This is a genomic window from Nocardia sp. CY15 (assembly GCF_009829295.1).
GTDB lineage: Bacteria > Actinomycetota > Actinomycetes > Mycobacteriales > Mycobacteriaceae > Nocardia > Nocardia sputi.
The window spans coordinates 44,031-67,331 of record NZ_VUOT01000022.1 but is presented as its reverse complement, the minus strand read 5'-3'; the positions used below and the strand labels follow the sequence as shown (position 1 = coordinate 67,331).

The following is a 23,301-nucleotide window of genomic DNA, read 5'->3' as shown; positions in this document are numbered from 1 at the left end:
GGCGGCGGAAGTGAGGTCGGCGCAGTGACGTTGCGCGATGAGCCGCGGGAAACCGCGCCCGGCACGACCGTGCGCGAGCAGATCACGCGCTACCGCAGAGAGGGCGCCGACACCGCCGCGTACGACGAATGCGGTGCGCCCGTGGCGGGCTACTACGACGAATTGATCGACGCCAACGGCACAGTGCGCCGAATGTGGTCGGCATTGTCCGCCGACTTCGCCGAACTCGGCGGTGCGGGCCTCGACAGGCTGGACAGCCGGGTGCGCAGGCTGATCGATGACGACGGCATCACCTATCTCGAGACCGGCCCTTCGGCCGAGATCACGGCGCCGGCGCCGTGGCGGCTCGACCCGATTCCCTTGCTGGTCGCCGCGGACGATTGGACCCGGCTGGAGGCCGGGTTGGAACAGCGCTCCCGCGTGCTCGACGAAGTGCTCACCGATGTCTACGGCCCACGCAGGACGCTCGGCTCCGGGCTGCTCGCACCGGAAGTCGTATTCGGCAACCGCGGCTACGTCCGGGCCGCGCACGGCATCACCGTGCCGGGACGGCATCAGCTCTTCCTGCACGCCTGTGATCTCAGCCGCTGGAGCGACGGGCAGTTCCGGGCGCTCGCCGACTGGACGCAGGCGCCCTCCGGCGCCGGATACGCGCTGGCGGACCGCAGAGTGGTGTCGACCGCTATCCCGGAGTCGTTCGAGCACGCCAATCCGCGTCCGCTGACGCCCTTTGCCAGGGCGATGCGATCGATGCTGATCGAATCGGCGCAGGCCGACGACGAGCCGGTGGTCGTGGTGCTCAGCCCCGGCGTTCGATCCGAGACCGCTTTCGATCAGGCGACGCTGGCCTCCACGCTCGGCTTTCCGCTGGTGGAGAGCGCCGACCTGGTGGTGCGGGACGGTTCGCTGTGGATGCGCTCGCTCGGCACGCTGGAACGGGTGGACGTAGTGTTGCGCCGGGTGGACGCCGAGCTCTCCGATCCGCTGGACTTGCGGCCGGATTCGCGGCTGGGTGTGGTCGGACTGGTCGAAGTGCTGCGCCGCGGCGCGGTGACGGTGGTGAACACCCTCGGCAGCGGGCTGTTGGAGAACCCCGCGCTGGCCGGCTTCCTGCCCGGGCTGTCGCGTGCGCTCCTCGATGAGGACCTGCTGCTGGAGAGTGCGCCGTCGTACTGGGGCGGTCACGACCGGGAGCGCGAGCATCTGATCGCGAATCTGGAAAAGTTGATCCTCCGCTCGGCGGTCGACGGGGGCACGCTGTTCGGCCCCGAGCTGAGCCGGGCACAGCGCGACGAGGTGAAGGCCAGGATCGAGGCGCACGGGTGGCAGTGGGTAGGCCAGGAACCGGCGCAGTTCTCCGTCGCGCCCGCCGTTCGTGATCACGACGGACTCGCCGCCGCTCCGGTCGGCATGCGACTGTTCTCGCTCGCCCATCGCGGCGGCTACACCGTGATGTCCGGCGGACTCGGCCAGTTGCGTCAGCGCACGACCGAGCGCGCCGCGATCAAGATCGCCGCCAAGGACATATGGGTGCGGGCCGCGCCGACGGCCGCCGCCGCGATCGGCATCGAGCCGCCGCGCGCGGAGCGCGAACGGCGCACTGCACCGCCGGTGGAAGCGATCAGCTCTCCGCGCGTGCTCAACGATTTCTTCTGGATGGGCCGCTACGGCGAGCGCGCGGAGGACACCGTCCGCCTCCTGATCGCCACCCACGAGCGCTACCAGGAGTTCCGGTATCGCCCATGGCTGGAGGGCGCGCAGGCGATGCCGATCCTCTTGGCCGCCCTCGGCCGCGCCACCGCCACCGCGGCGCCGACGGAGGGCCTGTTCGGTCCGGAGGTGCGAGCCCTTGCGCCGCAGCAGAGTTCGGTCGATCGCGGCATGCTCTCGCTGTCGGGCCGCGTGGAAGGTGAGGCGGGCGTCGCGCATTACGGCGACGATCGATCGCACGCCTCGGCCGGATCCACCGCGCATCACGCTCAGGAGTCGAGTGCCGTTGCGGCGCCAGGGTCGGGCAAAACCGCGGGAGGGGAGGTGGACGCACCGGTTCCCGGCGCGTCCCGCGAGGGCCACGACTACCTCGTCACCCTGACGATCGATCGGGAGCTGCCCGGATCGCTGGCCTTCGCGATCGATCGGTACGGCAGCGCCGCGCGCGCGGTACGCGACCAATTGCCGGTGGACACCTGGATGATCCTCGGCGCGGTCGACCGTGCGCTGGCCGGCTATCCGGCCGCGACCGACGACCTGGAGGCGGAGCTGTCGGAGGTGCATTCGCGAACCCTGGCCGGGCTGCTCGCGCTGTCCGGGATCGATGGAGAGTCGCTGCTGCGCGACACCGGGTGGTACGTCAGAGACATCGGCAAGCGAATCGAGCGCGGTCTCGCCCTGACCGCGTTGCTGTCGGCCGCGCTCACCAAGCAGTATCCGGACGAGACCGAGCGGGAGGTCACCGATTGGGTGCTGCGGGTCACCGAGTCCTCGGTGAGTTACCGTCGACGCCACCGCGATTCGGTGCGGACCGCGAACGTCGCCGAACTCCTGCTTTTCGACACCGCCAACCCGCGATCGCTGGCCTATCAGCTCGACCGGCTCCACGCCGATTTCCACGCGCTGCCCGGAGCGTCGGGCTCGTCGCGTCCGCAGCGGCTGCTCGCGGACGCGCGACGCATGCTGCGCCGCCTCGACTCCGACGATCTCGAGGTGACCGATGCCGACGACCGGCGCACCGAACTGGCCGAGTTGCTGGAGGGAGTGCATCTGCGCCTGCGCAAGGTTTCCGAATCGTTCGAGACCACCACGCTGTCGCTCCCGGTGGGCATCCAGCCGCTGTGGGGCAGCGCCCAGGTCGTCGGATGACCGGCCCCGGCGCTGCGGCCCGGCGCTACCGGGTGGAGCATCGCACCAAGTACGCGTACTCCGGGGAGGTCACCAGCTCCTACGGTCGCGCGTACTTGACGCCGCGCGATCTGCCGGGCCAGCGACTGCTCGCCCACGACATCCGGATCGACCCCGCACCGTCGGACCGGTCGGTCGGCGGGGACGTGTACGGCAACACCACCTCCTATTTCCACGTCACCAGCGTGCATCGCGCCCTGACGGTCGTCGGCGAATCCCTGGTGGAAGTCGATGCTCCCGGCCACGATCGCACGGGACCGGCCGCCGAGCGATGGGAGAAAGCGCGCCCGACCAGCGCGACGGGGCCGTTCGCGCGGGAGTTCGCCCTCGACCTGCATCCGCCCGAGATCGCCGCGGAGATCACCGGGTACGCGGCCGAATCCTTTCTGCCGGGCAGGCCGCTGCTGGACGCGGTGGCCGAGCTGAACACCCGCATCTACACCGACTTCGCCTACCGGTCCGGCGCCACGACCGTGTCCACCCGAGTGGCCGACGTGTTCGCGGCCCGTGCGGGCGTGTGCCAGGACTTCGCCCGCCTGGCCGTCGCCTGCCTGCGCTCGCACGGCCTCGCCGCCAGGTACGTGTCCGGCTATCTGGCCACCGATCCGCCGCCGGGGAAGGAGCGGATGGTCGGCGCGGACGCCACACATGCCTGGGCGGCGGTGTGGATGCCCGGTGCGGACGAGGACGATCGCGCGGGCCACTGGATCGACCTGGACCCCACCAACGACCAGTTCGGCGACGAGCGGTACATCACCGCCGCCTGGGGCCGGGACTACGCCGACGTCCCTCCGCTGCGCGGCATCATCTACACCGACGCGAAGGACAGTGCGATCACCGTTTCCGTCGATGTCACGGAGGTCGGCGGCTGATCGGCGACGCTCGGCGCGGCCGGCTGATCACGATCGAGCTGCCGCCGAGTTCCGAGAGACGGTCCGGCGCGCGGCACATCCGTGTCCCAGAACTCGGTGGCGGCGACCGACTTATCGAACCGGGGTCCGACGCAGGCCGCCGACTCGCAGCCACATGCGACGACTCGGACGATCGTCGCGCGGGGGTAGACACCGTTGCTCACCGGCCGCGTCCACCGTGTTCGCCGGGCCGGCCCCGGAGGGAGGACGCCGAGATCGCGGTCCGGCCGATTCAGGCGCGCAGCCGCTCCCTGCGCAACTGGTCGACCTCGGGGAGGTCGAGCGGAGCCAGCTCGCTGACGCCGAGTGCGCGCATCAGCAGCAGGTCGGCGAGTTCGGGATTGCGGGCCAGCACAGGGCCGTGCATGTAGGTGCCGATCACCGACTCCTGGACGACGCCCTCGAGCCCGTCGCCGACGCCGTTGCCGACGCCTCGGGTGACGCGGGCCAAGCCGTGCGCCTCGCCGCCGAGTTTGGTGCCGCCCCGGTGGTTCTCGAAGCCGGTGAGCGCCGCGGTGAGCCCGTCGAGCAGGGGTGTGGTCGTCACCTCGCCGATGGCGCGCTTGTGCTGCGGCGACGTGGTGACGTCGATCAGGCCGACGCCGTCCACCCGCTCGCCCGCGGAGGTCTCGTACCACTGGCCGAGCACCTGGATGGCCGCGCAGATCGCCAGGACGGGAGCGCCTTTCGCGGCGGCGCGCTGCAAACCGGGGTAGCGCTGCAGGTGCCGGGTGGCCAGACGCTGAGCGGAATCCTCCGCGCCGCCGAGGGTGTAGATGTCCAGGGAATCCGGCACCGGTTCCGGCAGCGTGATCTCGACGATCTCGGCGTCGTAGCCGCGCATGCGCAGCCGCTGGCGCAGTACGAGGGCGTTGCCGCCGTCGCCGTAGGTGCCCATCACGTCCGGCAGCACCAAGCCGATGCGAATGGTCGACTCACTCATGATGCCCGCTCCTCGAGGTCACGGTTGAGATCACGGAAGGCGGTGTAGTTCGCGAGCACTTCCACATGGCCCGCCGGACACGACGCGATGGCGTGCACCGGATCGGGCACCGTCGTGTGCTCCACGCCCGCGTAGGTCAGGCGCACCGCGAGATCGGTGGCGCGCTCGCCCGCCGCCACCACCTGCACGCCTTCGAAGTGCTCGAAGCGCACGTCCCACAGCCACGACAGGTCCTCGCCGTCGGGCACCTGGCCGTTCACCGCGATCACCAGGCCCGCCGAGGTCGGCTCGATCATCGACAGCGCCTCCTGCCACCCGGCCGGGTTCTTGGCCAGCAGCAGACGCGCGTCGTGCTCGCCGACCTGCACGGTGCGGTAGCGGCCCGCGATCTCACGGACCGTGCCCGCGGCCGCGACGGCCTCCCGCGCGTCGGCGCCCAGTGCGACGGCCGCCGCCACCGCCTGTGCGGCGTTGCCGCGATTGGCCCGTCCGGGCAGCGCGAGCCGCAACGGGTAGCGCGCGCTCTCCGGGGCGACCAGATCGTCCCCGTCGAGCCACCAATCCGGTTCGGGGCGTTGGAAGTCCGCACCGGTACTGCGCCAGTGCGCGCCCTCCCAGATGATCGGCTCGCCGCTGCGCGGGCAGCTGGTCGCGTCCATCGCCCAGCCGCTGCCCGCCGACACCCACACCACGTTGGGATGGTCGTAGGCGATCGAGGTGACCAGCACGTCGTCACAGTTGGCGATCACGACGGTCGCCGGGTGCTTCGCCAAGCCCGCGCGCAACCTGCGCTCGATCATGTTGATCTCGCCGACCCGGTCGAGCTGGTCGCGGCTGAGGTTCAGCAGGATCACCGCCGAGGGGTTCAACGAATCGGTGACGTGCGGCAGGTGCAGTTCGTCCACCTCGATCGCGGCCAGCGGCGCGCGCCGGTGCGCGTTGAGCGCGGCGACGATGCCGGCGTCCATATTCGCGCCGTCGGCCTGGGTCGCGACCGCGCCCAGCGTGCTGAGCGCGGCGGTGGTCATCCGCGTGGTGGTGGACTTGCCGTTCGTGCCGGTCACCAGCACGGTGCGCCGCCGGCGTCCCAGCTGGTCCATCACGGTCGGATCGATCTTCAACGCGATCAGGCCGCCGATCATCGAGCCCTTGCCGCGACCCGCCTTCTGCGAGGCCCAGGACGCCGCGGCGGCCGCCGCGAGCGCGAGCCGTCCGCGCACCGATATGTCTGCCACGTCGCGAGTCTATGTTCGCCCCGCGATCCGGGCGCGCCGCGGTCGGGTGGCGTGGGCCACGCGGCTCAGTCGCGGTAGAGCTTGGCCTCGTAGTTCTCCGGCGAGTAGTAGCGCTCCAGCTCCTCCACCGTCTCGGTGACGTTCGTATGTACCTCTTTGACCAGGCAGGCAGCGCTCGGCAAGGTGTCCTGCGGCCACTGTTCGGGCTCCCACAGGTGGCTGCGTATGAACGCCTTGGCGCAATGGAAAAAGATCTGGTCGATGTCCACCTCGACCGCGAGGATCGGGCGGTGACCGCGCACTAGCATGTCGTCGAAGTACGGCGCGTCGCGCACCAAGCGGGCGCGGCCGTTGATCCGCAGCGTCTCCCGGCGGCCCGGGATCACGAACAGCAGGCCGACGTGCGGGTTGGCCAGGATGTTGAGGTAGCCGTCGGCGCGCCGGTTACCGGGGCGCTCCGGGATGGCGAGGGTGGTGTCGTCGAGTACCCGCACGAACCCCGCCGGATCGCCTTTCGGGGAGGCGTCGCAGTTGCCGTTCGCGTCGCTGGTGCTCATCACCAGGAACGGAGAGGTCGCGATCCACTCCCGGTCCCTGGCATGCAGTGCGGTCCGCTCCTTGGTGGCGGCGCGCGGCGCCACCTCGCCGAGCAATTCCCGCAGGTCTGCCGCGTCGGTGATCTCGTTCGGGACGGTGCTCTCGCGCATATCTCGATTCAAGCATCGTCCCGGGCCGTTGGCGATCGAATTCGATTCGGGCGAAGGGAGTTCGACCACGTGCCGTTCACGCAGGGGCGTCGAACATGTTCGGCTGTCCGGCCGCGTAGCGGTCGGCGTCGATCCGGCGCAGCGGTTCCAGTTCGGGCGCGCGGTAGAGGGTGTACATCCGGCAGCGCTCCGCGTTGGAGCCGGCCACGTCCAGCAGCGCGTTCACCGCGGCTCGCGCGGACTCGTTGGCGCCCTCCATGGTGGCCAAGTCCACATTCGTGCGCACGTAATCACCCGCCAGAAACAGGTTTTCCAACGTCCCGTGCGCCTGCGGACGGTACTCCCACGACCCGGCGGTGTTGATCAGCAGCGGGTCGGCGTTGGCGTTGCGCCGCTGCCCCTCCTGCCAGGTGATGCCCGGGTCGAGGAACCAGGAGTGCAGGTCGGCGTCGCTCAGCACCTCGCCGCGATCGTCCAGGTGGGCCCTGATCTGCGCCCACGCTTCGCGAGCGATCTCCTCGTGGCTGCACTCCTTGGCCGGTTTGCCGAACAAGATGCCGGGGGTGTTCCAGTCGGAGATGTCCACCGACAGGCAGTCCTGCACACTGCCGTCGCCGAACTCGGTCAGCTTGCGGCGCCACAGCTGGTTCTGGGTGATCGAGGTGAGCGACCAAGGCGCGTCGATGTAGGCGGTGTGGCCGCGCGAGATGTCTGCCGGTCTGCGCAGATAGAACTGGATGCCGTTCATCCAGTCGGTGGACAGGTTGTCCATTCCCGCCAGTTCGGGCCAGGCGGCGAGCACTTGCGGCGACCACAAGGTGCGCGCCCGTTCGGCGGGCAGCGCCACGACGAAGTAGTCGGCCTCGATCGTGCGCTGGACGCCGGTCTCGTCCACGACGCGCGCCGCGGTGATCCTGCGGTCGCGCACCTCCAGCTCGCGCACCTCGGCGCCGAGCACGAACTCCGCGCCCAGTTCGCGGATCCGCCGCATCCACGGGTCGATCCAGACCGCGTTGGTCGGGCCGTTCAGTACGCGGTCCAGGCCGCCGTCGTTGCCGATCCCCAAGGGATTGCCGAGGAACTGCTCGCCCATCGTGCCGATGGTGCGCACGCTGGCCACGTTCTCCTTCGCGGCGACCATGATGCTGGTCAGCGTGCGCGAGAGCAGTGCGCGGAACTCGTGCGAGCGCACGTGGCCGCCGACGAAGTCGTGCCAGGAGGTGGCCTCCCACTGGCCGAGGCGGCGCGCGTCGCAGCTGGTGTTGAAGACCAGCAGCCGTCCGGCGAAGTAGACGCCCTCCGCCGGCGGCAATTTCAACGTGGTCGACAGCGCCGCGCCGAGCGTTTCACGGAAGCCATCGGGATCGAATGCCGTGCGGGCGCGCGGACCCAGCGGAACGCGGAAGTCGTCGCCGCCGCGCCGGGCGAAGCGCGCTTCCGGCACCGCGACGAGGTTGTCCCAGACGCCGTTGGCATTGTTCGGGAACGGGATTCGGCGCATCGTGTCCGGCACGTGCTGGTAGAAGCCGGGGAAGAAGCGGAAGCCGTGTTCCCCGGGCAGGTCCGGGCGCCCGTCCGCTCCGGTGCCCGGCACGCCGACGCTGCGGGCTTTACCGCCCCACGCGCGTTTTTCGTAGACGGTGACCCGGAATCCGCGTTCGGCCAGTTCATGCGCCGCGGTCAGGCCCGCGACACCGCCACCGAGTACCGCGACTCGTCTGCCGCCGTGATCCGCCGCGGCCGGCGTCGGCCGCAGCGCACCCGCCGCCAGTACCCCCGCCGTAGCCACCCCCGCTGCGACCGTGTTACGAAGCAATGCTCTTCGCGATACGGTCCACTGATTGTCTGCCATGCGCCGCTCTGCTGCCTAGCCTAGGGACCAACTTCCACGCCGGGCACTACCTTAAAGCGGCAAACCGATCACCGAGCACCGACCCCGTGAAGCGCCCGTGCGGATCGCGGCGACTGTGCGGTCGAGCACCCGGCGGGGAGGTGTGACCGCCCGCTCAGGCCGGTTGCCCGGTGATAGCGACCGTTCTCGGTGTCTCGAGGCAGGCGTCCGCCCTGACCGCACGGGGCCTGCTCGACGTGGCCGCGAACGCGCCCGCCAGCACCACTACTCCACCGACCAGCGACAACGGGGTCGGGGTCTCGCCCAGGAAAGTCCACGCCGCCGCGATCCCGACGATCGGAACGAGCAGGGAGAACGGCGCGACCAAGCCGGCCGGATAGCGACCGAGCAGGTAGGTCCACAACCCCGTCCCCACCACGGTGGCGAGGACCGCGATGTAGGCGAGTGCCAGCAGGGCGGGCCTGCCCGCCGGTGCGAACGCCTCGACCAGGGCGCGAGCCCCCGTGGTCGGCCCCTCCACGAGCGCGGAGAGCGCGAACAGAGGCACCGGCGGGATCGCGGTGGTCCACAGCATCAGGTGCAGCGGGTTGACACCAGGGGTCTCGGTCCCGGCCAGGCGCGCGCCGATATTGCCGAAGGCCCAGCCCAGGCCGCCCGCCAGCGTCAGTAGCACCGGCAGCAGTGTGGCGTGTGCCAGCCGGTCCCAGCCGATCACCGCCATGCCTGCCACCGCGACGGCGATGCCCGCGACCTGGGCCCGGTGCATCCGCTCACCCAGCAGCAGCGTGCCGAGCAGCACGGTGAACGGCGCGGAGGATTGCAGCACCAGCGAGGCCAGTCCGGTCGGCATGCCCACCCGCATGGCGGTGAACAGGAACGCGAACTGCAGGATGCCGAAACCGGTGCCGTACAGCAGAATCCAGCGCATCCGCACCGGAGGGCGCGGAATGAACAGCAGCGCGGGAACCGCGAGCACCGCGAAGCGCAGCGCCGCGAAGAAGAACGGTGGGAAGTGGTCGAGCCCCACCCGGATGGCGAGGAAGTTCAATCCCCAGAGCAGGACGACGGTCAAGCCGAGCAGGCGGTCACGGTTGGTCACGCCATTCATCGTGCGGCCCGCTAACAATCAGAACAATCGAATAATTATGGATCAATGATGTAGCTTTTCTTAATGGAGTTGAAGGATGCAATCGCCGCGCCCGGCCCGCCCATGGCTCTGGAAAGACTGCGTGTGCTGCGTGAGCTCGCCGACCGCGGCACCGTCGCCGCCGTGGCCGCGGCGCTGTCCATGACGCCCTCCGCCGTCTCCCAACAGCTCAAGGTGCTGGCCAGGGAAGCGGGCGTGGCCCTGCTCGAACCCGACGGCAGGCGGGTCCGGCTGACCGACGCGGGCCGCGCCCTGGTGGTGCGCGCCGACGAGGTGCTCGCGGCCATGGATCGCGCGGTCGCCGAGATGGCCTACTACCGCGGCTCGCCGCGCGGGCGGGTCCGCGTCGCGGTGTTCCCCTCGGGCGGTGCGTTGCTGCTGCCGCACGTGTTGCCCGGCATGGTGGACAGCGGTGTCGAGGTGATCGCGCGGGACGAGGACGTGCCACCCTCGGAAGTGGCGCGACTGCTCGCCGACTACGACGTGGTCCTGACCCACCGCGACGAACGCGCCGCGCCGATCACCGACCCGCGCGTCGCGACCCAGGTGCTCATGCGCGAGCCCATCGATGTCGTGGCCGCACCGACCCATCGTCTCGCGGGCCGCTCGTCGGTCGCACCGGAGGAATTGGCCGACGAGACCTGGCTGAGTGTGCGGGGCGGTTTCCCCGTCGACGACGTGCTGCGCTCCATCGCCACCGTGACCGGTGTACAGCCGCGCATCGCGCAGCGGCTCAACGATTTCCGCGTCATCGAGACGTTGGTCGCCACCGGCTACGGCGTTGCGCTCATGCCGCGCTACGCCGTCGGCCACCCCGCGCTGGCGGTGCTGCGGCTGTCCGGCGTGCGTGCCGCCCGGTTGTACGAACTGGCCACCCGTCCGCGGGCCGACGCCCGTCCGGCGATCGCGGCCGTGCTCGCGGCGTTCGAGTCCGCCGCCGCGCTGGCGACCGCCGACCCTGAGACGAGGAACGGAAAGGACACCGCCACACGAGGATGATCACCGGCGGCGGTGCCGAGCCGATCAGAACCCGTGCGGTGGCTGATTCCGGTAGGGGTGCTGGGCCTGCGCGCTGACGTAGCCGAAGTCGTCGGCGACCATCGCCGCCAATTCCAGCAGCGCCCGCCGCGTCGGCTTGCTCACCAGTTCCAGATCGATCTCCGCGCCTTCGGCGAGGTGGTCGTCGAACGGCACCACCTGCACCGCGCGGGTGCGGTCGAGGAACAGCTTGCGCAGCTGGTCGAGATCGACGGTGGACGCGCCGCGCCGGGAGGCGTTGACCACCACCACCGTTCGCTCCACCAGCTTGCCGTAGCCGTGGTGGTCGAGCCAGTCCAGCGTGGCCGACGCGCTGCGCGCGCCGTCGATGGCAGGTGAGGTGACCAGCACCAGCGAGCTCGCCATATCCAGCACGCCCGCCATCGCGGAGTGCATCAAGCCGGTACCGCAGTCGGTCAGGATGATGTTGTAGAACGACTGCAGGATGCTGATCGCCTTGCGGTAGTCCGCTTCGCTGAAGGCCTCGGAGACCGCCGGATCCTGTTCACTGGCAAGCACTTCCAAGCGGCTCGGCGCCTGCGAGGTGTGCGCCCGCACGTCGGAGTACCTGGTGATGTGCTGATCCTCGAGCAGATTGCGCACGGTGGAGCGGGTCTGCCGCGGCACCCGGTGCGCGAGCGTGCCCAGATCGGGATTGGCGTCGATCGCGATCACCCGGTCACCGCGCTGCGAGGCGAAGGTGGAGCCGAGACCGACCGTGGTGGTGGTCTTTCCGACGCCGCCTTTCAGCGAGAGGATCGCGATCCGGTAGTCGCCGCGCACCGGCTGGTTCACCCGGTCGACGAGGTCCTGGTAGACGATGTCGGCCGCCGACTCGCCCGGGTTGATCATGCCGCCGGACGCCTTGTGCACCGCACGGCGCCAACCACTGCGCGGCGCCCTGCGAGCCCGTCTGAGCAGATTCAGGTCGTTCACCGAATGTCCCGGCTGGCCGGGCTGCGGCACATGCTGCGGTTGGAACGGCGGTGCGGACTGATGCGGGGCAGGCCCGCCCTGCCAGCTCGGCACCTGCGGTTGCCCGATCGGGGGCGGCGGCGGTTGATGCTGGTAGGCAGGCGGCGGAGGCTGATGCGTCACCGGCGGGGGCGGCGGCGCCCAGCTGTAGATCGGGCCGCTGGGCTGATCGGGCTGCGGCGCAGCGGGTTCGGGCTGCGCGGAGTCCATGGGCACACGCCGGACCAAGCCGTCGCCGCCGATCTCCTGGCGGTACTCGCCGTAACCGGGATTGGGCCCGTCCGGCGGCGTGGCTACGGGGTGGTTACCGCTGTGACTCGACGGTGGCTGAAATGCGCCGGTAGGGAACGTCTCCCCGGGAAAGGGCGACGGTGGCGGGTACGCGCCAGGGCTCGGCGGGGCGTACGAACCGTAGGGTTCGGCAGGCCCGGCCTGCGGGGGAGCCCAGGACTGCGGCGGCACGGCCGCTTGCGGGTAGACCGTGGTCTGTTCCGTCGAGCCTTGCGGCTCCGGCTGTTCGGGCTGTGCGTCCGGCTGGGCCGGCCCATCCGCCACGTCGGGTTCCTTCGCTTCCGCGCCGCCGATCGCCTCGGCCGATGGGACGGTGGCCGATGACTCCGCGTCGCTGACTTCGGCCGTATCCACGGAATGACTCTGCAGCCAGGGCGGAGAGGTCGGATTGTGGTCGTTTGTTGTCACGGTTCCCCCATCTGCTCGGGAATTCGAGCAGAGAGCTCGGCGCTTGGAGTGCGAATCCAACGCTAGCACGGGGTTCGCTACGCCGCCCTGCGGTAGGCGTGCCGGACGTGGGGAGCGACCGGCCACCGACAAGTGGTCTGCGCCAGCACGATCGGGCGCCGCGCGGCAGAACCGTCACGACGCCCGATCGGATGTGTCGCCGAGGCGCTGTCAGTGCGCCCGATTCACCGCCGACACCACCGCGCGCAGCGACGCGGTCGTGATCGAGGTGGCGATGCCGACGCCCCACACCACCCGGTCGCCGATCGCGCACTCCACGTAGGCGGCGGCCTGCGCGTCGTCGCCCGCGGACATGGCGTGCTCGGAGTAGTCCAGGACCTCGACGTCGAAGCCGACCGTGGCGATCGCGTCGACGAACGCGGCGAGCGGCCCGTTGCCTTTGCCGGTGATCTCCTGTTCGACGCCCTCGACCTTCACCACGGCCACGATCGAGTCGACCCCGCCGTCGGTCTCCGACGCGGTGACCTTCTGGCGCATCCGCTCCAGCGGGCGGATCGGGCTCAGATACTCCTGGTGGAAGACATCCCACATCTCCTTGGGCGTCACCTCGCCGCCCTCGCCGTCGGTGATCTTCTGGATCGCCTGGGAGAACTCGATCTGCAGCCGGCGCGGCAACGCCAACCCGTGGTCGGTCTTCATGATGTAGGCGACCCCGCCCTTGCCGGACTGCGAGTTGACCCGGATGACCGCCTCGTAGGTGCGGCCGACGTCCTTCGGGTCGATCGGCAGGTAGGGCACCTCCCAGACGATGTCGTCGACATCGGACTCGGCGGCGTCGGCCGCCGTCTTCATCGCGTCCAGGCCCTTGTTGATGGCGTCCTGGTGGCTGCCGGAGAACGCGGTGTAGACCAGGTCGCCACCGTAGGGGTGACGCTCGTGGACCGGCAGCTGGTTGCAGTACTCGACGGTGCGGCGGATCTCATCGATATCGGAGAAGTTGATCTGTGGGTCGATGCCGCGGGAGAACATGTTCATCCCCAGCGTGACCAGGCAGACATTGCCGGTGCGCTCGCCGTTGCCGAACAGGCAGCCCTCGATCCGGTCGGCGCCGGCCTGGTAGCCCAGCTCGGCGGCGGCGACGGCGGTGCCGCGGTCGTTGTGCGGGTGCAGCGACAGCACGATCGAGTCCCGGCGGGCCAGATTGCGGCTCATCCACTCGATCGAGTCGGCGTACACGTTCGGGGTCGCCATCTCCACGGTGGCGGGCAGGTTGATGATCAGCGGCTTCTCCGGCGAAGGGGCGATGATCGCCGAGACCGCGTCGCAGACGTCCCTGGCGTATTCCAGCTCGGTGCCGGTGTAGGACTCCGGGCTGTACTCGTAACGCCAGTTGGTGTCCGGGTAGCGCTTCTCGATCTCCAGGCACAGCGTCGCGGCGTCGGTGGCGATCTTCTTCACCGATTCGCGGTCGGCGCGGAACACCACCTTCCGCTGCAGGATCGAGGTGGAGTTGTAGAAGTGCACGATGACGTTCTGCGCGCCCGCGCAGGCCTCGAAGGTCCGTTCGATCAGCTCCGGACGGCACTGGGTCAGTACCTGGATCGACACGTCGTCGGGGATCGCGCCGTCCTCGATGATCTCGCGGACGAAGTCGAAATCGGTCTGGCTCGCCGAGGGGAAGCCGACCTCGATCTCCTTGTAACCCATCCGCACCAGCAGATCGAACATGCGGCGCTTGCGGGCCGGGCTCATCGGGTCGATCAACGCTTGGTTGCCATCGCGCAGGTCGACCGCGCACCAGCCGGGCGCCCGGTCGATGACCTTGTCCGGCCAGGTGCGGTCGGGCAGCGTGATCGGCTCGACCTCCTCGGCGAACGGCCGATAGCGGAACGTCGGCATCGAGGAGTTCTTCTGCTTGTTCCAGCCGGGTTGATCGGCGGGGGCGGGTTTGCTCGGCGCGGTGATGGTGCGGGCGCCGGATACGAAGGCGTCAGCAGGGGACATGGGCGGTTCTCCCGAGGATGTCGTTTTTCCCAATGGGCTGGGTCGACCGGCGCGGCAATACCCCGCGACGGGAGCCGGTCCGATCAGACCCCGTCGCGGCGGTCGAGAAGAAGTGCCCGCTGCATGATGTCCGCGAGTTTACCGTGCCTCCCTACCGTCGGGAAGGGAGGTCCCGTCGTCGGGTGATCCGACGACACCACTACCGTCGGTCCGCAGTGGACAACGCTGGTACGGGCCTTGCCCTACGGGACGTCTAAGGATTGGTATGACCTGGCTGGAGCAACTGGCCGTCTTCGGTGCGGGTATCGCGGCGGGCGGCATCAACACCATCGTCGGCTCCGGCACACTGATCACGTTTCCCGCGCTCCTGGCGTTCGGCCTGCCGCCGGTGACCGCGAACGTCTCCAACACCATCGGGCTGGTCCCCGGCTCGATCAGCGGCGTCCACGGTTACCGCCGCGAACTAGCAGGTCAGCGCGACCGGCTGATGCGCTTGGGCACCGCGTCACTGCTCGGGGGCATTACGGGTGCCGTGCTGCTGCTGGTATTGCCGGCCGGCGCGTTCAAGGCGATCGTGCCCATTCTGATCATCGTGGCGCTGGTGCTGGTCGTCGTGCAGCCGCGACTGGCGAGCTGGGTGAAGCGCCGCAGGGAGAACGACGGCGCTCCCGCGCCCGTGCACGGTGGCCCCATCCTGTTCGCCGCGATCTTCGCCGCCGGCGTCTACGGCGGCTACTTCGGCGCTGCCCAAGGCGTGCTGCTGATCGGGTTGCTCGGTGTTTTCGTGCACGACGACATCCAGCGCCTCAACGGGGCGAAGAACGCGCTCGCCCTGATCGTGAACGCGGTGTCGGCGCTGATCTTCATCGTCGTGGCGGAGGTGGACTGGCGCGCGGCGGCGCTGATCGCGCTCGGCTCGATCATCGGCGGACAGCTCGGCGCGCGGATGGGCAGGCGAATGCCGCCGACCGTGCTGCGCGCGGTCATCGTCGTGGTCGGCCTGATCGCGGTGACCCGCCTTCTGACGTCCTAGGAGGCCGCTCATGGCACCGGAAACGCGCACGCCGAAGTCGCGGGGGACGGCCCCGCGCGCATGTGCCCGTACCCATCGGGCTGACGCCGACTCTCGGTGGCGATGGCGCGGTGCGGGCGGTGGGACGCCGAATCGACGGCGGCTGCCCGGACTGTCGCGGTGAGCCGCGCCGCGATCTCAGGGTCGGATGTCAATCCTCAGGGTGACGACGCCCGCCCGCACGGGGGCACAGGATGAATGCCGTGCCTAGCTGGAAGATCGTCATCGTCGCCGTGCTCGCCGGGCTGCTTCCCGCGGTGAGCGGCTGCGGCGGACCGCCGAGCCGACACGAGTCAGCGGTCGCGGACCTGGTCGCGCAGGCCGACGCCGCGCCGACGCCGCGGCTGGACTGGGTGCCGTGCACCGAGCCGGGGATGAGCGGGTTCCAGTGCGCGACCGCGCAGGTGCCGGTGGACTACGCGCACCCCGACGGGCCGACCCTCGGGCTGGCGGTCGTGCGTCAGCAGGCTACCGACCCGCAACGGCGGATCGGCACTTTGTTCTCCGCCGTCGGCGGGCCGGGAGGTTCCGGACTGCGCTGGGCGGCGCAGGGGGAATTGCTCGGTGGCGAGCTCGCGCGCCGCTTCGACGTGATCACCTTCGATCAGCGCGGAGTCGGCCGCAGCGGGCAGGTGCGGTGTTTCCCGGACGCCGAGCGGCAGCGACGGTTCTGGTCCGGCGTGTTGCTGCCGCCGGTGAATCCGGAGCAGGAGCGTGTGGCCGACGCGGCGAGCCGCGAGCTGGCCGCCGGGTGCGCGGCGCACGGCGGCGCCCTGCTCGGGCACTTGACCACCGTCGACGTCGCGCGCGATCTCGACCTGCTGCGCCGCGCGGTCGACGACCCGCGGCTGACCTACACAGGCGGTTCCTACGCGAGCTATCTCGGTCAGGTATACGGCGCGCTGTTCGGCGACCGGGTGCGTGCGCTGCACCTGGCGTCGATGATCGACCCGGAGACCTACACCAACGACACTCGCAGCTCCATCGAGACCACCGCGGCCGGGACCGAAGAAGTACTCGGTGAATTCCTGCGGCTGTGCGCGGAGGCGGGCCGGGCGCGCTGCGCCTTCGCGGCGGACGGCCGGAGCGATGCCGTGGTGCGGCGCGCTGCGGACGACCCCGTCCGCCCTGACGATCTGCGGGCTCGCAATGATGCTGTGCTACAACGGCTTCGCGCGCAGCCGGTGGTGGTGGGGACCGGCGAGCGGGCGCGTACGGTCACCTACGCCGAGGTGGTGTCGTCGCACGCGCTGTTGCTGTACGACCCGGAACAGGGCTGGCCCGCCCTGGCCCAACTGCTCGCCGAACTGGAGCGCGGACCCGCGGGCGACCCGGACGCTGTTGGCGAGATCCTCTCGGCCACCGAGGAACCGTACGACTTCCTGGAGTCATTCATCGCGATTTCCTGCGCGGACAACACCTTCCCGCGCGATCCGGGTCAATGGTCCGCGCTGGCAAGGGAACTCGCGGGCATCAGTCCGGCTTACGGCCCATTCTGGCTGTCGCTGCGCCAGCCGTGCGCTTCCTGGCCGTCGCCGCCCGAGGGCTATGCCCAGCGCTATACCGGGCCGTGGATCCTGCGGTCGGACACCCCAGCTCTGTTGGTCAACAATCGATTCGACCCCGTCACCCCGCTCAGCGCCGCGCGGCGCGCGCAGCAGGAACTGGTCAACGCCCGGTTGGTCGTCGTCGACGACGGCTACGGGCACACACCGCTCGGCGACTGCGCCCGGAAGCTTCGCGAGCGTTATCTCATCGACTTGCAGTTACCTGCTCCCGGCGCGACCTGCCGCGTGGATGAGCTGCCGTTCGACTGATAGCAAAAACGGATATCTATTCACAAATCGGGAATACCGGTAATCTGCGCACGCTAAGCCTGATGATGGAAGGTGACCGGTGCGTAGACGTGCCCTGTTCAAGGCGGCAGGCACGGCCGCCCTGCTCGGTGCTGTAGGAACGTTGGCGGGTAGGAGCGCGGCGTCCGCGGATCCGGCCTGGGAGGCCCTGTTCCGTACCTGGGTGCCGGAGATCTTCGCCCCGATCCCCGACCCGCCGGAGCACTCCCCAGCGATCGTCATCGGCTCGGGTTTCGGCGCCGCGGTGACCGCGTTGCGTCTGGCCGAGGCGGGGATCGGCACCACTGTGCTCGAACGTGGTTCGCGCTGGCCGAACGACCCGTGGCGGGAGATCTTCACCGGCGACGACCTGCCCGACGGCCGCGGCTTCTGGCACCGCACCCACTTCACCGGCGTCACCAAGGTGCCGATGCATTTCGCCAGTTTCGGCGGCGTGCTGGACTGCACCGAGTATCCGGGCATAGATGTCTGGCGCGCGGCCGCGGTCGGCGGCGGCTCGGTGATCTTCAGCGGAGCCATGATCGCCCCGGAACGCCGCTTCTTCGACCACGTCTTCGGCGGTACGGTCGAGTACGGCGAGATGGAGCGCGTCTACTACCCGCGCGTGCGGGAGATGCTGCGGCTGAGCCCGATGCCCGCGGACATCTACAACTCCTCGCCGTTCGCGCATTCCCGCGCCTGGGACGACCAGGTGCGCAAGGCCGGCTACCAGCCGAGGGCGAACGACTCGATCTTCAACTGGGACATCCTGCGTGGTGAACTCGCCGGCGCCACAAGGGCGTCGGCCACGGCGGCCAGGAGCAATCTGGGCAACTCCAACGGCGCCAAGTTCGACCTGAACCAGAATTACCTGGCGTACGCGCAGGGCACCGGCCGGTGCGGAGTCTTCCCCGGCCACCGGGTCGACGCCATCGCGCAGGAATCCGGCGGCCGCTACGCGGTCACCGTGACGAAGCTGTCGCCGACCGGTGACGTGCTGGCCACCCGGACCCTCACCTGTGATCGGCTCTTCCTCGGCGCGGGGTCGATCGGCACCTCCGAACTGCTGGTGCGCGCCCAGGCCACCGGTGCGTTGCCGAACCTGAACGAGCACATCGGCGACGGCTGGGGAACCAACGGTGACGTGGTGCTCGCCCGCGGAGCCAGCGCGGTGGCCGGTCAGGGCCAGGGCGTGCCGAGCGCGAGCCGGATCTTCGACGAGTCCGGCGTGCCGCTGACCCTGGAGAGCTGGTACATCCCGGGTATCCCGTTCGAAACCGGCGCGCTCGCCTCGCTCGGCATGGTGCTGGATCCGACCCGCACCCGGTTCGGCTACGACCGGGCTTCGAACCGGGTCGGGCTGAGCTGGTCGGTCAAGAACCGCGACGACACCGTGGCGGCGGCCAGGGCGGTCGACCGCCGGATCGCCGAGCGGGCGGACGCCCTCGTCGAGTACAGCGCTCTCGGCTACGACGCGAACGCGCTGTTCACCGCGCATCCGCTCGGGGGAGCGGTGCTGGGACGTGCCACCGACGGCCACGGCCGGGTACACGGCCACCCCGGCCTGTACGTGATGGACGGCGCGGCGATCCCTGGCAGCACCGGAACGGTCAACCCGTCGCTGACCATCGCCGCACTGGCCGAACGCAATATCGAGGCGATCGTCCGCGCCGGTCGCTGATTCGCGGGCGCCGGGCGGAGAGTTCCTCCGGCTCCGCTTCCGGGGTATCGCCAACCGTGCCGGGCATGCTCTGCGCGTACTAATGTCGGCGGCACCGTTCGGCGTCGAAGGGATCCGCAGTGTCCGCTCCCACCACCAGCTCGGGCAGCGAGAGTTCGCCCGTCGACAGATACGGTCTGCGGGAACCGGCGCAGCCGCAGGACTATCCGCGCAAGCCGCCGATGCTGTGGACCGACTTCCTGATGCTGGCGCTGGCCATCGTCTCCGTGGCGCTGGTGGCCTGGATCACCTTCTTCCCGGTGTCGGGGCACACCTACCGCGTGATCGTGGTCGTCGATTGGGCGTTGTGCGCGGTGTTCGCGGCCGAGTTCCTGTGGCGCTGGCGCCGCGCGGGCTGGCCGTGGACCTTCCCGCTGGTCTACTGGTACGAAGTCCTCGGCATGATCCCGGTGACCAGCCCGTTCTTCCGCGGCTTCCGGTTGTTGCGGATCGTGGTGATCCTCGTCCGGCTCGCCCGGGTGGCCGACCGCGTGTTCGGCGACCGGGTGACGGCCGCGGTGGTGAACCGGTTCGTGGCGACCATCGTCGACACCATTCGCCGTCCGATGACGATCGCGGTGATGGACGAGGTGGCGCATGTGCTGCGCACCGGCCACTACACCCGCAACATCGCGGCCGCGCTGGAGGAGAACCGCGCCGAACTCGACGAGATGATCCTCGAGTTGATCAAGAAGGACCCGCAGGCGGGCCGGGTGCGCTACATCCCGTTCCACGACGAGATCATCCGGTTGATCGCCGACACCACGTTCCGCATCGTGTTCCAGGTGCTGGAGGACCCGCGCACCGACGAACTCGTCGCGGACATGTTGCGGGAGAACATCGATCAGATCCGCGACGCGGTCCGCGACGGTGTCCGGGTGCCGCCGTCCGCGTACGGGCGGACACCCGACGAGGACTGCGTGCGCCACCACGTCACTCGGGTACCGCGTGCCTGATCTCGTCTCGTGGCTGCGCCAAACGCACGGTCTCCCAGGCGATCAGCGCGATCAGGACGGCGCACAGCAGGGACAGCGAAGCCAGCGCGGGCAGGGCGCAGGCCAACGGGATCAGCGCGAGCACCACCGCCACCGCGACGACCCGGGGCGCCGTGATGTGCCCCGTCGCGTAGTGCTTGAACCCCACCAGTGCGATCAGATAGAGGGCGACGCCGCCGTACAGGGCGTAGAGCGGAATTCCGTACAGCGCGTCCGTCAGGGTGTGATGTGAGGAGTCCCCGACGTAGTAGAGAACCTTCTTCAGTCCCAGCGACAGCGCGATGATCCCGACGATCATCGGGAAATGCCAGAAGGTGTAGGAGGCCTGCGCGATCTCGATCTGCCGTTTGCCCTTGGCGCGGATGAGTTCGTGCTCCACCGCGAGGGCGGCGACGTCGAAATACGCCCACCACAGCAAGCCGGAAATGGCGAGGCCGAGCATGGAGCCGAGCGCGATCGGCCAGGAAATCGGGAGGCCGGCCACCCCGATGCCGATCGAGACGATCGATTCGCCGAGGGCGACGATGATGATCAGCCCGTATCGCTCGACGAAATGAGTGGCCGATTTCAACCGCCAATCGGTCCCCGCGAACAGCGTCCAGAGGTAGTCGCCCACGATCGCGGCGATCCACAGCGCGATCTGCACGCGACCGGTGGTCAGCGCCGCGACGACCAGTAGCGTCGTGCCGAGGGTGATCGAACCGAGCGCCCAGCGCAGCAGCTGGTTGCGCAATTGCGAGTCTCCGGAACTGGCCAGCCAGAACATGCCCAGGTGCACCAATCGCACGATCAGGTACGCGATGGCGAAGACCAGCGGGCCGAACCATCCGCCCGGCGCGTCCTGGAATGCCTCGGGGATGGTGAGCGCGGCGAGGAACGCCCCGCCCATCGCGGCGAACATCGCGACCCGTGCGATGCCCTCGTCGGCTCGGACCACATTGCCGAGCCAGGAATACGCGATCCACAGCCACCACATCACCGCGAGCACCAGCAGCGCACGCACCATGTTCTTCGCGCTGGTCTCCTCGGCGGCCGAGGCGGTGACCATGGTGAACGCGAAGACGAGCACCAAGTCGAAGAACAACTCGAGCTGGGTCACCGAGCCGCCTTCGGCCATCGGCTGGAAGCGCGCCCGTTTGGAACCGATCATGACGCTCATCGTCGCACCCCGGCCCGTCCGGCGCCGGGTGGCTGCGTCGCCCGGCCACCGGTTTCGCGCAGAGCGCAGCGTCGCGGTCGCCTATACGGGTTGATAGGTCTCCGTTTCGGGGAACCGCTCGGCGAAATCGATGAAGCACTCCACGACCACTTCGTTGGCCTTGCGGAAAGTGCGTTTGACGAGAAATCCGGGAACCGGGAGGGGCAGATAGAGTTCGACGTGGTACCAGACGTGCGTGCCGTCGACGCTGTCGGACACTTCGAAAAAGCCGCCGCCACGCACGCCCCTGGTGCTGTCGGCGACGATCCAGGAGGACCGGTCGTCGGTCCAATTGTATTCCAGCACTTGCAGATCCGAGCTGCCGAGCAGCTCCGCCTTGACGAAGACGCGCCTGGGCCTGCGAAGCGCGTCGCGTGTCGCGACCCGGACATCACTGTAGGAGGTCGACCATTCCGGGAGCGATTCGACGGCCGTCAGAGCGTCCATGACCTGTTCGGGATCGGTGTCGACGAAGAATCGGATATCCGTTTTGGTGCGCATGGCATACTCCCGACCCCCGGTTGGACAAGTCGGCCGATTGTCTCCGCGCTTTGACGGTTTCGTCAACCTGACTGCGCCAGACCGATTCTCGGCTAACCGGATAACGTGCCGTTATCAGGTCGAGATCGGGGATCGGCAACCCGGGGAACAACTTCCGAGTGGAAGGATGCGGCCGATCGGGGCTCGTGCGCCTACCATCGAGCCCGAATGGACGCCGGTTTCCGGCGTCCTCGGTCCGGGCGGGAGGTTGTGATGAAATACGCCGAACTGCTGGCACAGGCGCGGGATGTGATCACGGTGCGCCGGGTCTACGGAGACCCCTACGAATCCGGCGGGGCGATCGTCATTCCCGCCGCCTCGGTCCGGGGCGGCGGTGGTGGCGGTGGGGGCGGCTCGAACGGCGCGGACGGAGAGGGCGAAGGTGAAGGCGTGGGCTTCGGGGTGAGCGCCAAGCCCGTCGGCGCGTACGTGCTACGCGACGGTCAACTGACCTGGCACCCCGCCGTGGACGTCAACGCGATCATCGAAACGGCAGGCAAGGTGCTGGTCGCGGGGCTCATCGCCCTGGCGCTGACGCGCTTGGGCAGGCGACGGGCCTAGCGGGCGACCGGACGAAGCCCGCGCCGGGCCGAGCGAAGGCAGCCGCCGACGCTCGGCCCGGCGCGACGTTCATCTCGGGGCGGCGTTCATCTCAGGGCGCGTTCATTCCGACGTGGCGGGCTCGACGATGGCGTCGGGCCCTGGATACACCAGCGACTCGTGACCGTCCGAGTAACGCACCACGTAGGGTGGCGTCCCGTCCGGCCCGCGGACCTCGATGATCTCGGCCAGGTGATCCACTTCTCCCACCACGTGTCCGTGCACGCAGAGTCGATCTCCTACATGTGCCATCATCGCCCCATTATCGAACGCCAGTGGTGTGCGTCACAACCGTTCGCGCAAGGTGCGCCCGATCCGATTCAGTCCTCCGCGCCGATGACGCGCTCGACCGCGGCTTCGATCAATTCCAGGCCCTGTTCCTCGGTGAACACTCCCGGCAGTGTGAGCCGATCGACGATCAGCCAGTTCAGCGCGAGGTAGAGCAGCAACACCGATTTCTCGTCGCCGGGCAGCCCCGCCTCCAGGTGGTTGCGCACGTTGTACTCGATGTCCTCGCGCACCCGGGCGGTCAGCACCTCGCGCAACTCCGGTCGCCGCGTCGCCTCCAGGCGCAGTTCGAGCAGCGCCAGGTAGCCGGTGCGGAAGGCCTCGATACGTCCGGCCGTCTCTTTCATCAATTCCAGGATGTTCGCCCGGGTCTTGGGACCCTCGGTCAGCTGGGCGATGGTCGCTTCGCTCGGCTGTAGCCGCTCGTAGAACCGCCTGCCCGCATGGGTGAGCAGGTCGTCGCGGTTGGCGAAGTAGTTGGATGCCGTGCCCACCGGTACCTGGGCCTCCTTGTCCACCGCGCGGAAGGTCAGTCCCCGTGCGCCGTCGCGCGCGAGGATTTCGATCGCGGCGTCGACGAGCGCCTGTCGTCGTTCCGGGTTGGTCCGCACTTGACACCACTCCATTCGTAGTACTACATTTCA

At 69.3% G+C, this 23,301-nt stretch carries 19 protein-coding genes; 8 read left to right on the top strand and 11 right to left on the bottom strand.

Annotated elements, in window-relative coordinates; genetic code table 11:
* Nucleotides 1-30: 30 nt before the first annotated feature.
* On the top strand, nucleotides 31-2,859 hold the full coding sequence (locus tag GVY39_RS22730; RefSeq protein WP_370523815.1) for a circularly permuted type 2 ATP-grasp protein: 2,829 nt from the start codon (nucleotides 31-33) through the stop codon (nucleotides 2,857-2,859).
* The gene (locus tag GVY39_RS22725) at nucleotides 2,856-3,770 is read left to right on the top strand and encodes a transglutaminase family protein (protein WP_159927845.1); all 915 of its coding nucleotides are present in this window, start codon (nucleotides 2,856-2,858) and stop codon (nucleotides 3,768-3,770) included. Before GVY39_RS22730 ends, GVY39_RS22725 begins: the two co-directional genes overlap by 4 nt.
* Before the next feature lie 271 nt (nucleotides 3,771-4,041).
* Here the strand turns inward: GVY39_RS22725 and GVY39_RS22720 are convergent, their stop codons facing one another.
* The 5 genes from GVY39_RS22720 to GVY39_RS22700 form a co-directional block, all read right to left on the bottom strand.
* The gene (locus tag GVY39_RS22720) at nucleotides 4,042-4,752 is read right to left on the bottom strand and encodes a type 1 glutamine amidotransferase (RefSeq protein WP_159927847.1); all 711 of its coding nucleotides are present in this window, start codon (nucleotides 4,750-4,752) and stop codon (nucleotides 4,042-4,044) included.
* Nucleotides 4,749-5,987, bottom strand: a complete 1,239-nt coding sequence (locus GVY39_RS22715) for a MurT ligase domain-containing protein (protein WP_159927849.1) — start codon at nucleotides 5,985-5,987, stop codon at nucleotides 4,749-4,751. Before GVY39_RS22715 ends, GVY39_RS22720 begins: the two co-directional genes overlap by 4 nt.
* 65 nt (nucleotides 5,988-6,052) lie before the next feature.
* On the bottom strand, nucleotides 6,053-6,694 hold the full coding sequence (locus GVY39_RS22710) for a pyridoxamine 5'-phosphate oxidase family protein (protein WP_159927851.1): 642 nt from the start codon (nucleotides 6,692-6,694) through the stop codon (nucleotides 6,053-6,055).
* 76 nt (nucleotides 6,695-6,770) lie between these two features.
* A complete protein-coding gene (locus GVY39_RS22705) occupies nucleotides 6,771-8,546 on the bottom strand; it encodes an FAD-dependent oxidoreductase (protein WP_159927853.1) in 1,776 nt (591 codons plus the stop codon).
* A gap of 154 nt (nucleotides 8,547-8,700) precedes the next feature.
* Nucleotides 8,701-9,645: an EamA family transporter gene (locus GVY39_RS22700; protein ID WP_159927855.1), complete on the bottom strand. Its 945-nt coding sequence runs from the start codon at nucleotides 9,643-9,645 to the stop codon at nucleotides 8,701-8,703.
* A gap of 111 nt (nucleotides 9,646-9,756) precedes the next feature.
* Here GVY39_RS22700 and GVY39_RS22695 point away from each other — a divergent pair, with 111 nt between their 5' ends.
* Nucleotides 9,757-10,692: a LysR family transcriptional regulator gene (locus GVY39_RS22695; protein ID WP_159927968.1), complete on the top strand. Its 936-nt coding sequence runs from the start codon at nucleotides 9,757-9,759 to the stop codon at nucleotides 10,690-10,692.
* 24 nt (nucleotides 10,693-10,716) lie between these two features.
* Here GVY39_RS22695 and GVY39_RS22690 read toward each other — a convergent pair whose 3' ends face one another.
* Nucleotides 10,717-12,351 (bottom strand): MinD/ParA family protein, encoded by a 1,635-nt coding sequence (locus GVY39_RS22690; protein ID WP_159927857.1) that lies wholly within the window; start codon nucleotides 12,349-12,351, stop codon nucleotides 10,717-10,719.
* A 264-nt stretch (nucleotides 12,352-12,615) separates the two neighbouring features.
* On the bottom strand, nucleotides 12,616-14,409 hold the full coding sequence (gene leuA / locus GVY39_RS22685; RefSeq protein WP_159927859.1) for a 2-isopropylmalate synthase: 1,794 nt from the start codon (nucleotides 14,407-14,409) through the stop codon (nucleotides 12,616-12,618).
* Nucleotides 14,410-14,674: 265 nt separating this feature from the next.
* Here leuA and GVY39_RS22680 point away from each other — a divergent pair, with 265 nt between their 5' ends.
* The 4 genes from GVY39_RS22680 (at nucleotide 14,675) to GVY39_RS22665 (ending at nucleotide 19,992) form a co-directional block, all read left to right on the top strand.
* On the top strand, nucleotides 14,675-15,442 hold the full coding sequence (locus GVY39_RS22680; RefSeq protein WP_159927861.1) for a sulfite exporter TauE/SafE family protein: 768 nt from the start codon (nucleotides 14,675-14,677) through the stop codon (nucleotides 15,440-15,442).
* Between the two features lie 242 nt (nucleotides 15,443-15,684).
* On the top strand, nucleotides 15,685-17,298 hold the full coding sequence (locus GVY39_RS22675) for an alpha/beta hydrolase (RefSeq protein ID WP_223520114.1): 1,614 nt from the start codon (nucleotides 15,685-15,687) through the stop codon (nucleotides 17,296-17,298).
* A 79-nt stretch (nucleotides 17,299-17,377) separates the two neighbouring features.
* On the top strand, nucleotides 17,378-18,997 hold the full coding sequence (locus GVY39_RS22670; protein ID WP_159927865.1) for a GMC oxidoreductase: 1,620 nt from the start codon (nucleotides 17,378-17,380) through the stop codon (nucleotides 18,995-18,997).
* Nucleotides 18,998-19,116: 119 nt separating this feature from the next.
* Nucleotides 19,117-19,992 carry an ion transporter gene (locus tag GVY39_RS22665; protein WP_223520116.1) on the top strand — a complete coding sequence of 292 codons (876 nt, stop codon included), beginning with the start codon at nucleotides 19,117-19,119 and terminating at the stop codon, nucleotides 19,990-19,992.
* On the opposite strand, the gene GVY39_RS22660 is transcribed toward GVY39_RS22665, so the two are convergent.
* Both GVY39_RS22660 and GVY39_RS22655 read right to left on the bottom strand, forming a co-directional pair.
* Entirely contained in the window at nucleotides 19,970-21,181 is a 1,212-nt protein-coding gene (locus GVY39_RS22660) for a low temperature requirement protein A (RefSeq protein ID WP_159927970.1), read from the bottom strand. The two genes, GVY39_RS22665 and GVY39_RS22660, sit on opposite strands and share 23 nt — an antisense overlap.
* 90 nt (nucleotides 21,182-21,271) lie before the next feature.
* A complete protein-coding gene (locus GVY39_RS22655) occupies nucleotides 21,272-21,730 on the bottom strand; it encodes an SRPBCC family protein (RefSeq protein ID WP_159927867.1) in 459 nt (152 codons plus the stop codon).
* Nucleotides 21,731-21,982: 252 nt separating this feature from the next.
* On the opposite strand from GVY39_RS22655, the gene GVY39_RS22650 reads away from it, so the two are divergent.
* The gene (locus GVY39_RS22650; RefSeq protein ID WP_159927869.1) at nucleotides 21,983-22,330 is read left to right on the top strand and encodes a spore germination protein GerW family protein; all 348 of its coding nucleotides are present in this window, start codon (nucleotides 21,983-21,985) and stop codon (nucleotides 22,328-22,330) included.
* A 102-nt stretch (nucleotides 22,331-22,432) separates the two neighbouring features.
* On the opposite strand, the gene GVY39_RS22645 is transcribed toward GVY39_RS22650, so the two are convergent.
* Together GVY39_RS22645 and GVY39_RS22640 are read right to left on the bottom strand one after the other, a co-directional pair.
* A complete protein-coding gene (locus GVY39_RS22645) occupies nucleotides 22,433-22,624 on the bottom strand; it encodes a DUF1918 domain-containing protein (protein WP_159927871.1) in 192 nt (63 codons plus the stop codon).
* 65 nt (nucleotides 22,625-22,689) lie between these two features.
* Nucleotides 22,690-23,268: a TetR/AcrR family transcriptional regulator gene (locus GVY39_RS22640; protein WP_370523814.1), complete on the bottom strand. Its 579-nt coding sequence runs from the start codon at nucleotides 23,266-23,268 to the stop codon at nucleotides 22,690-22,692.
* Nucleotides 23,269-23,301: the final 33 nt, after the last annotated feature.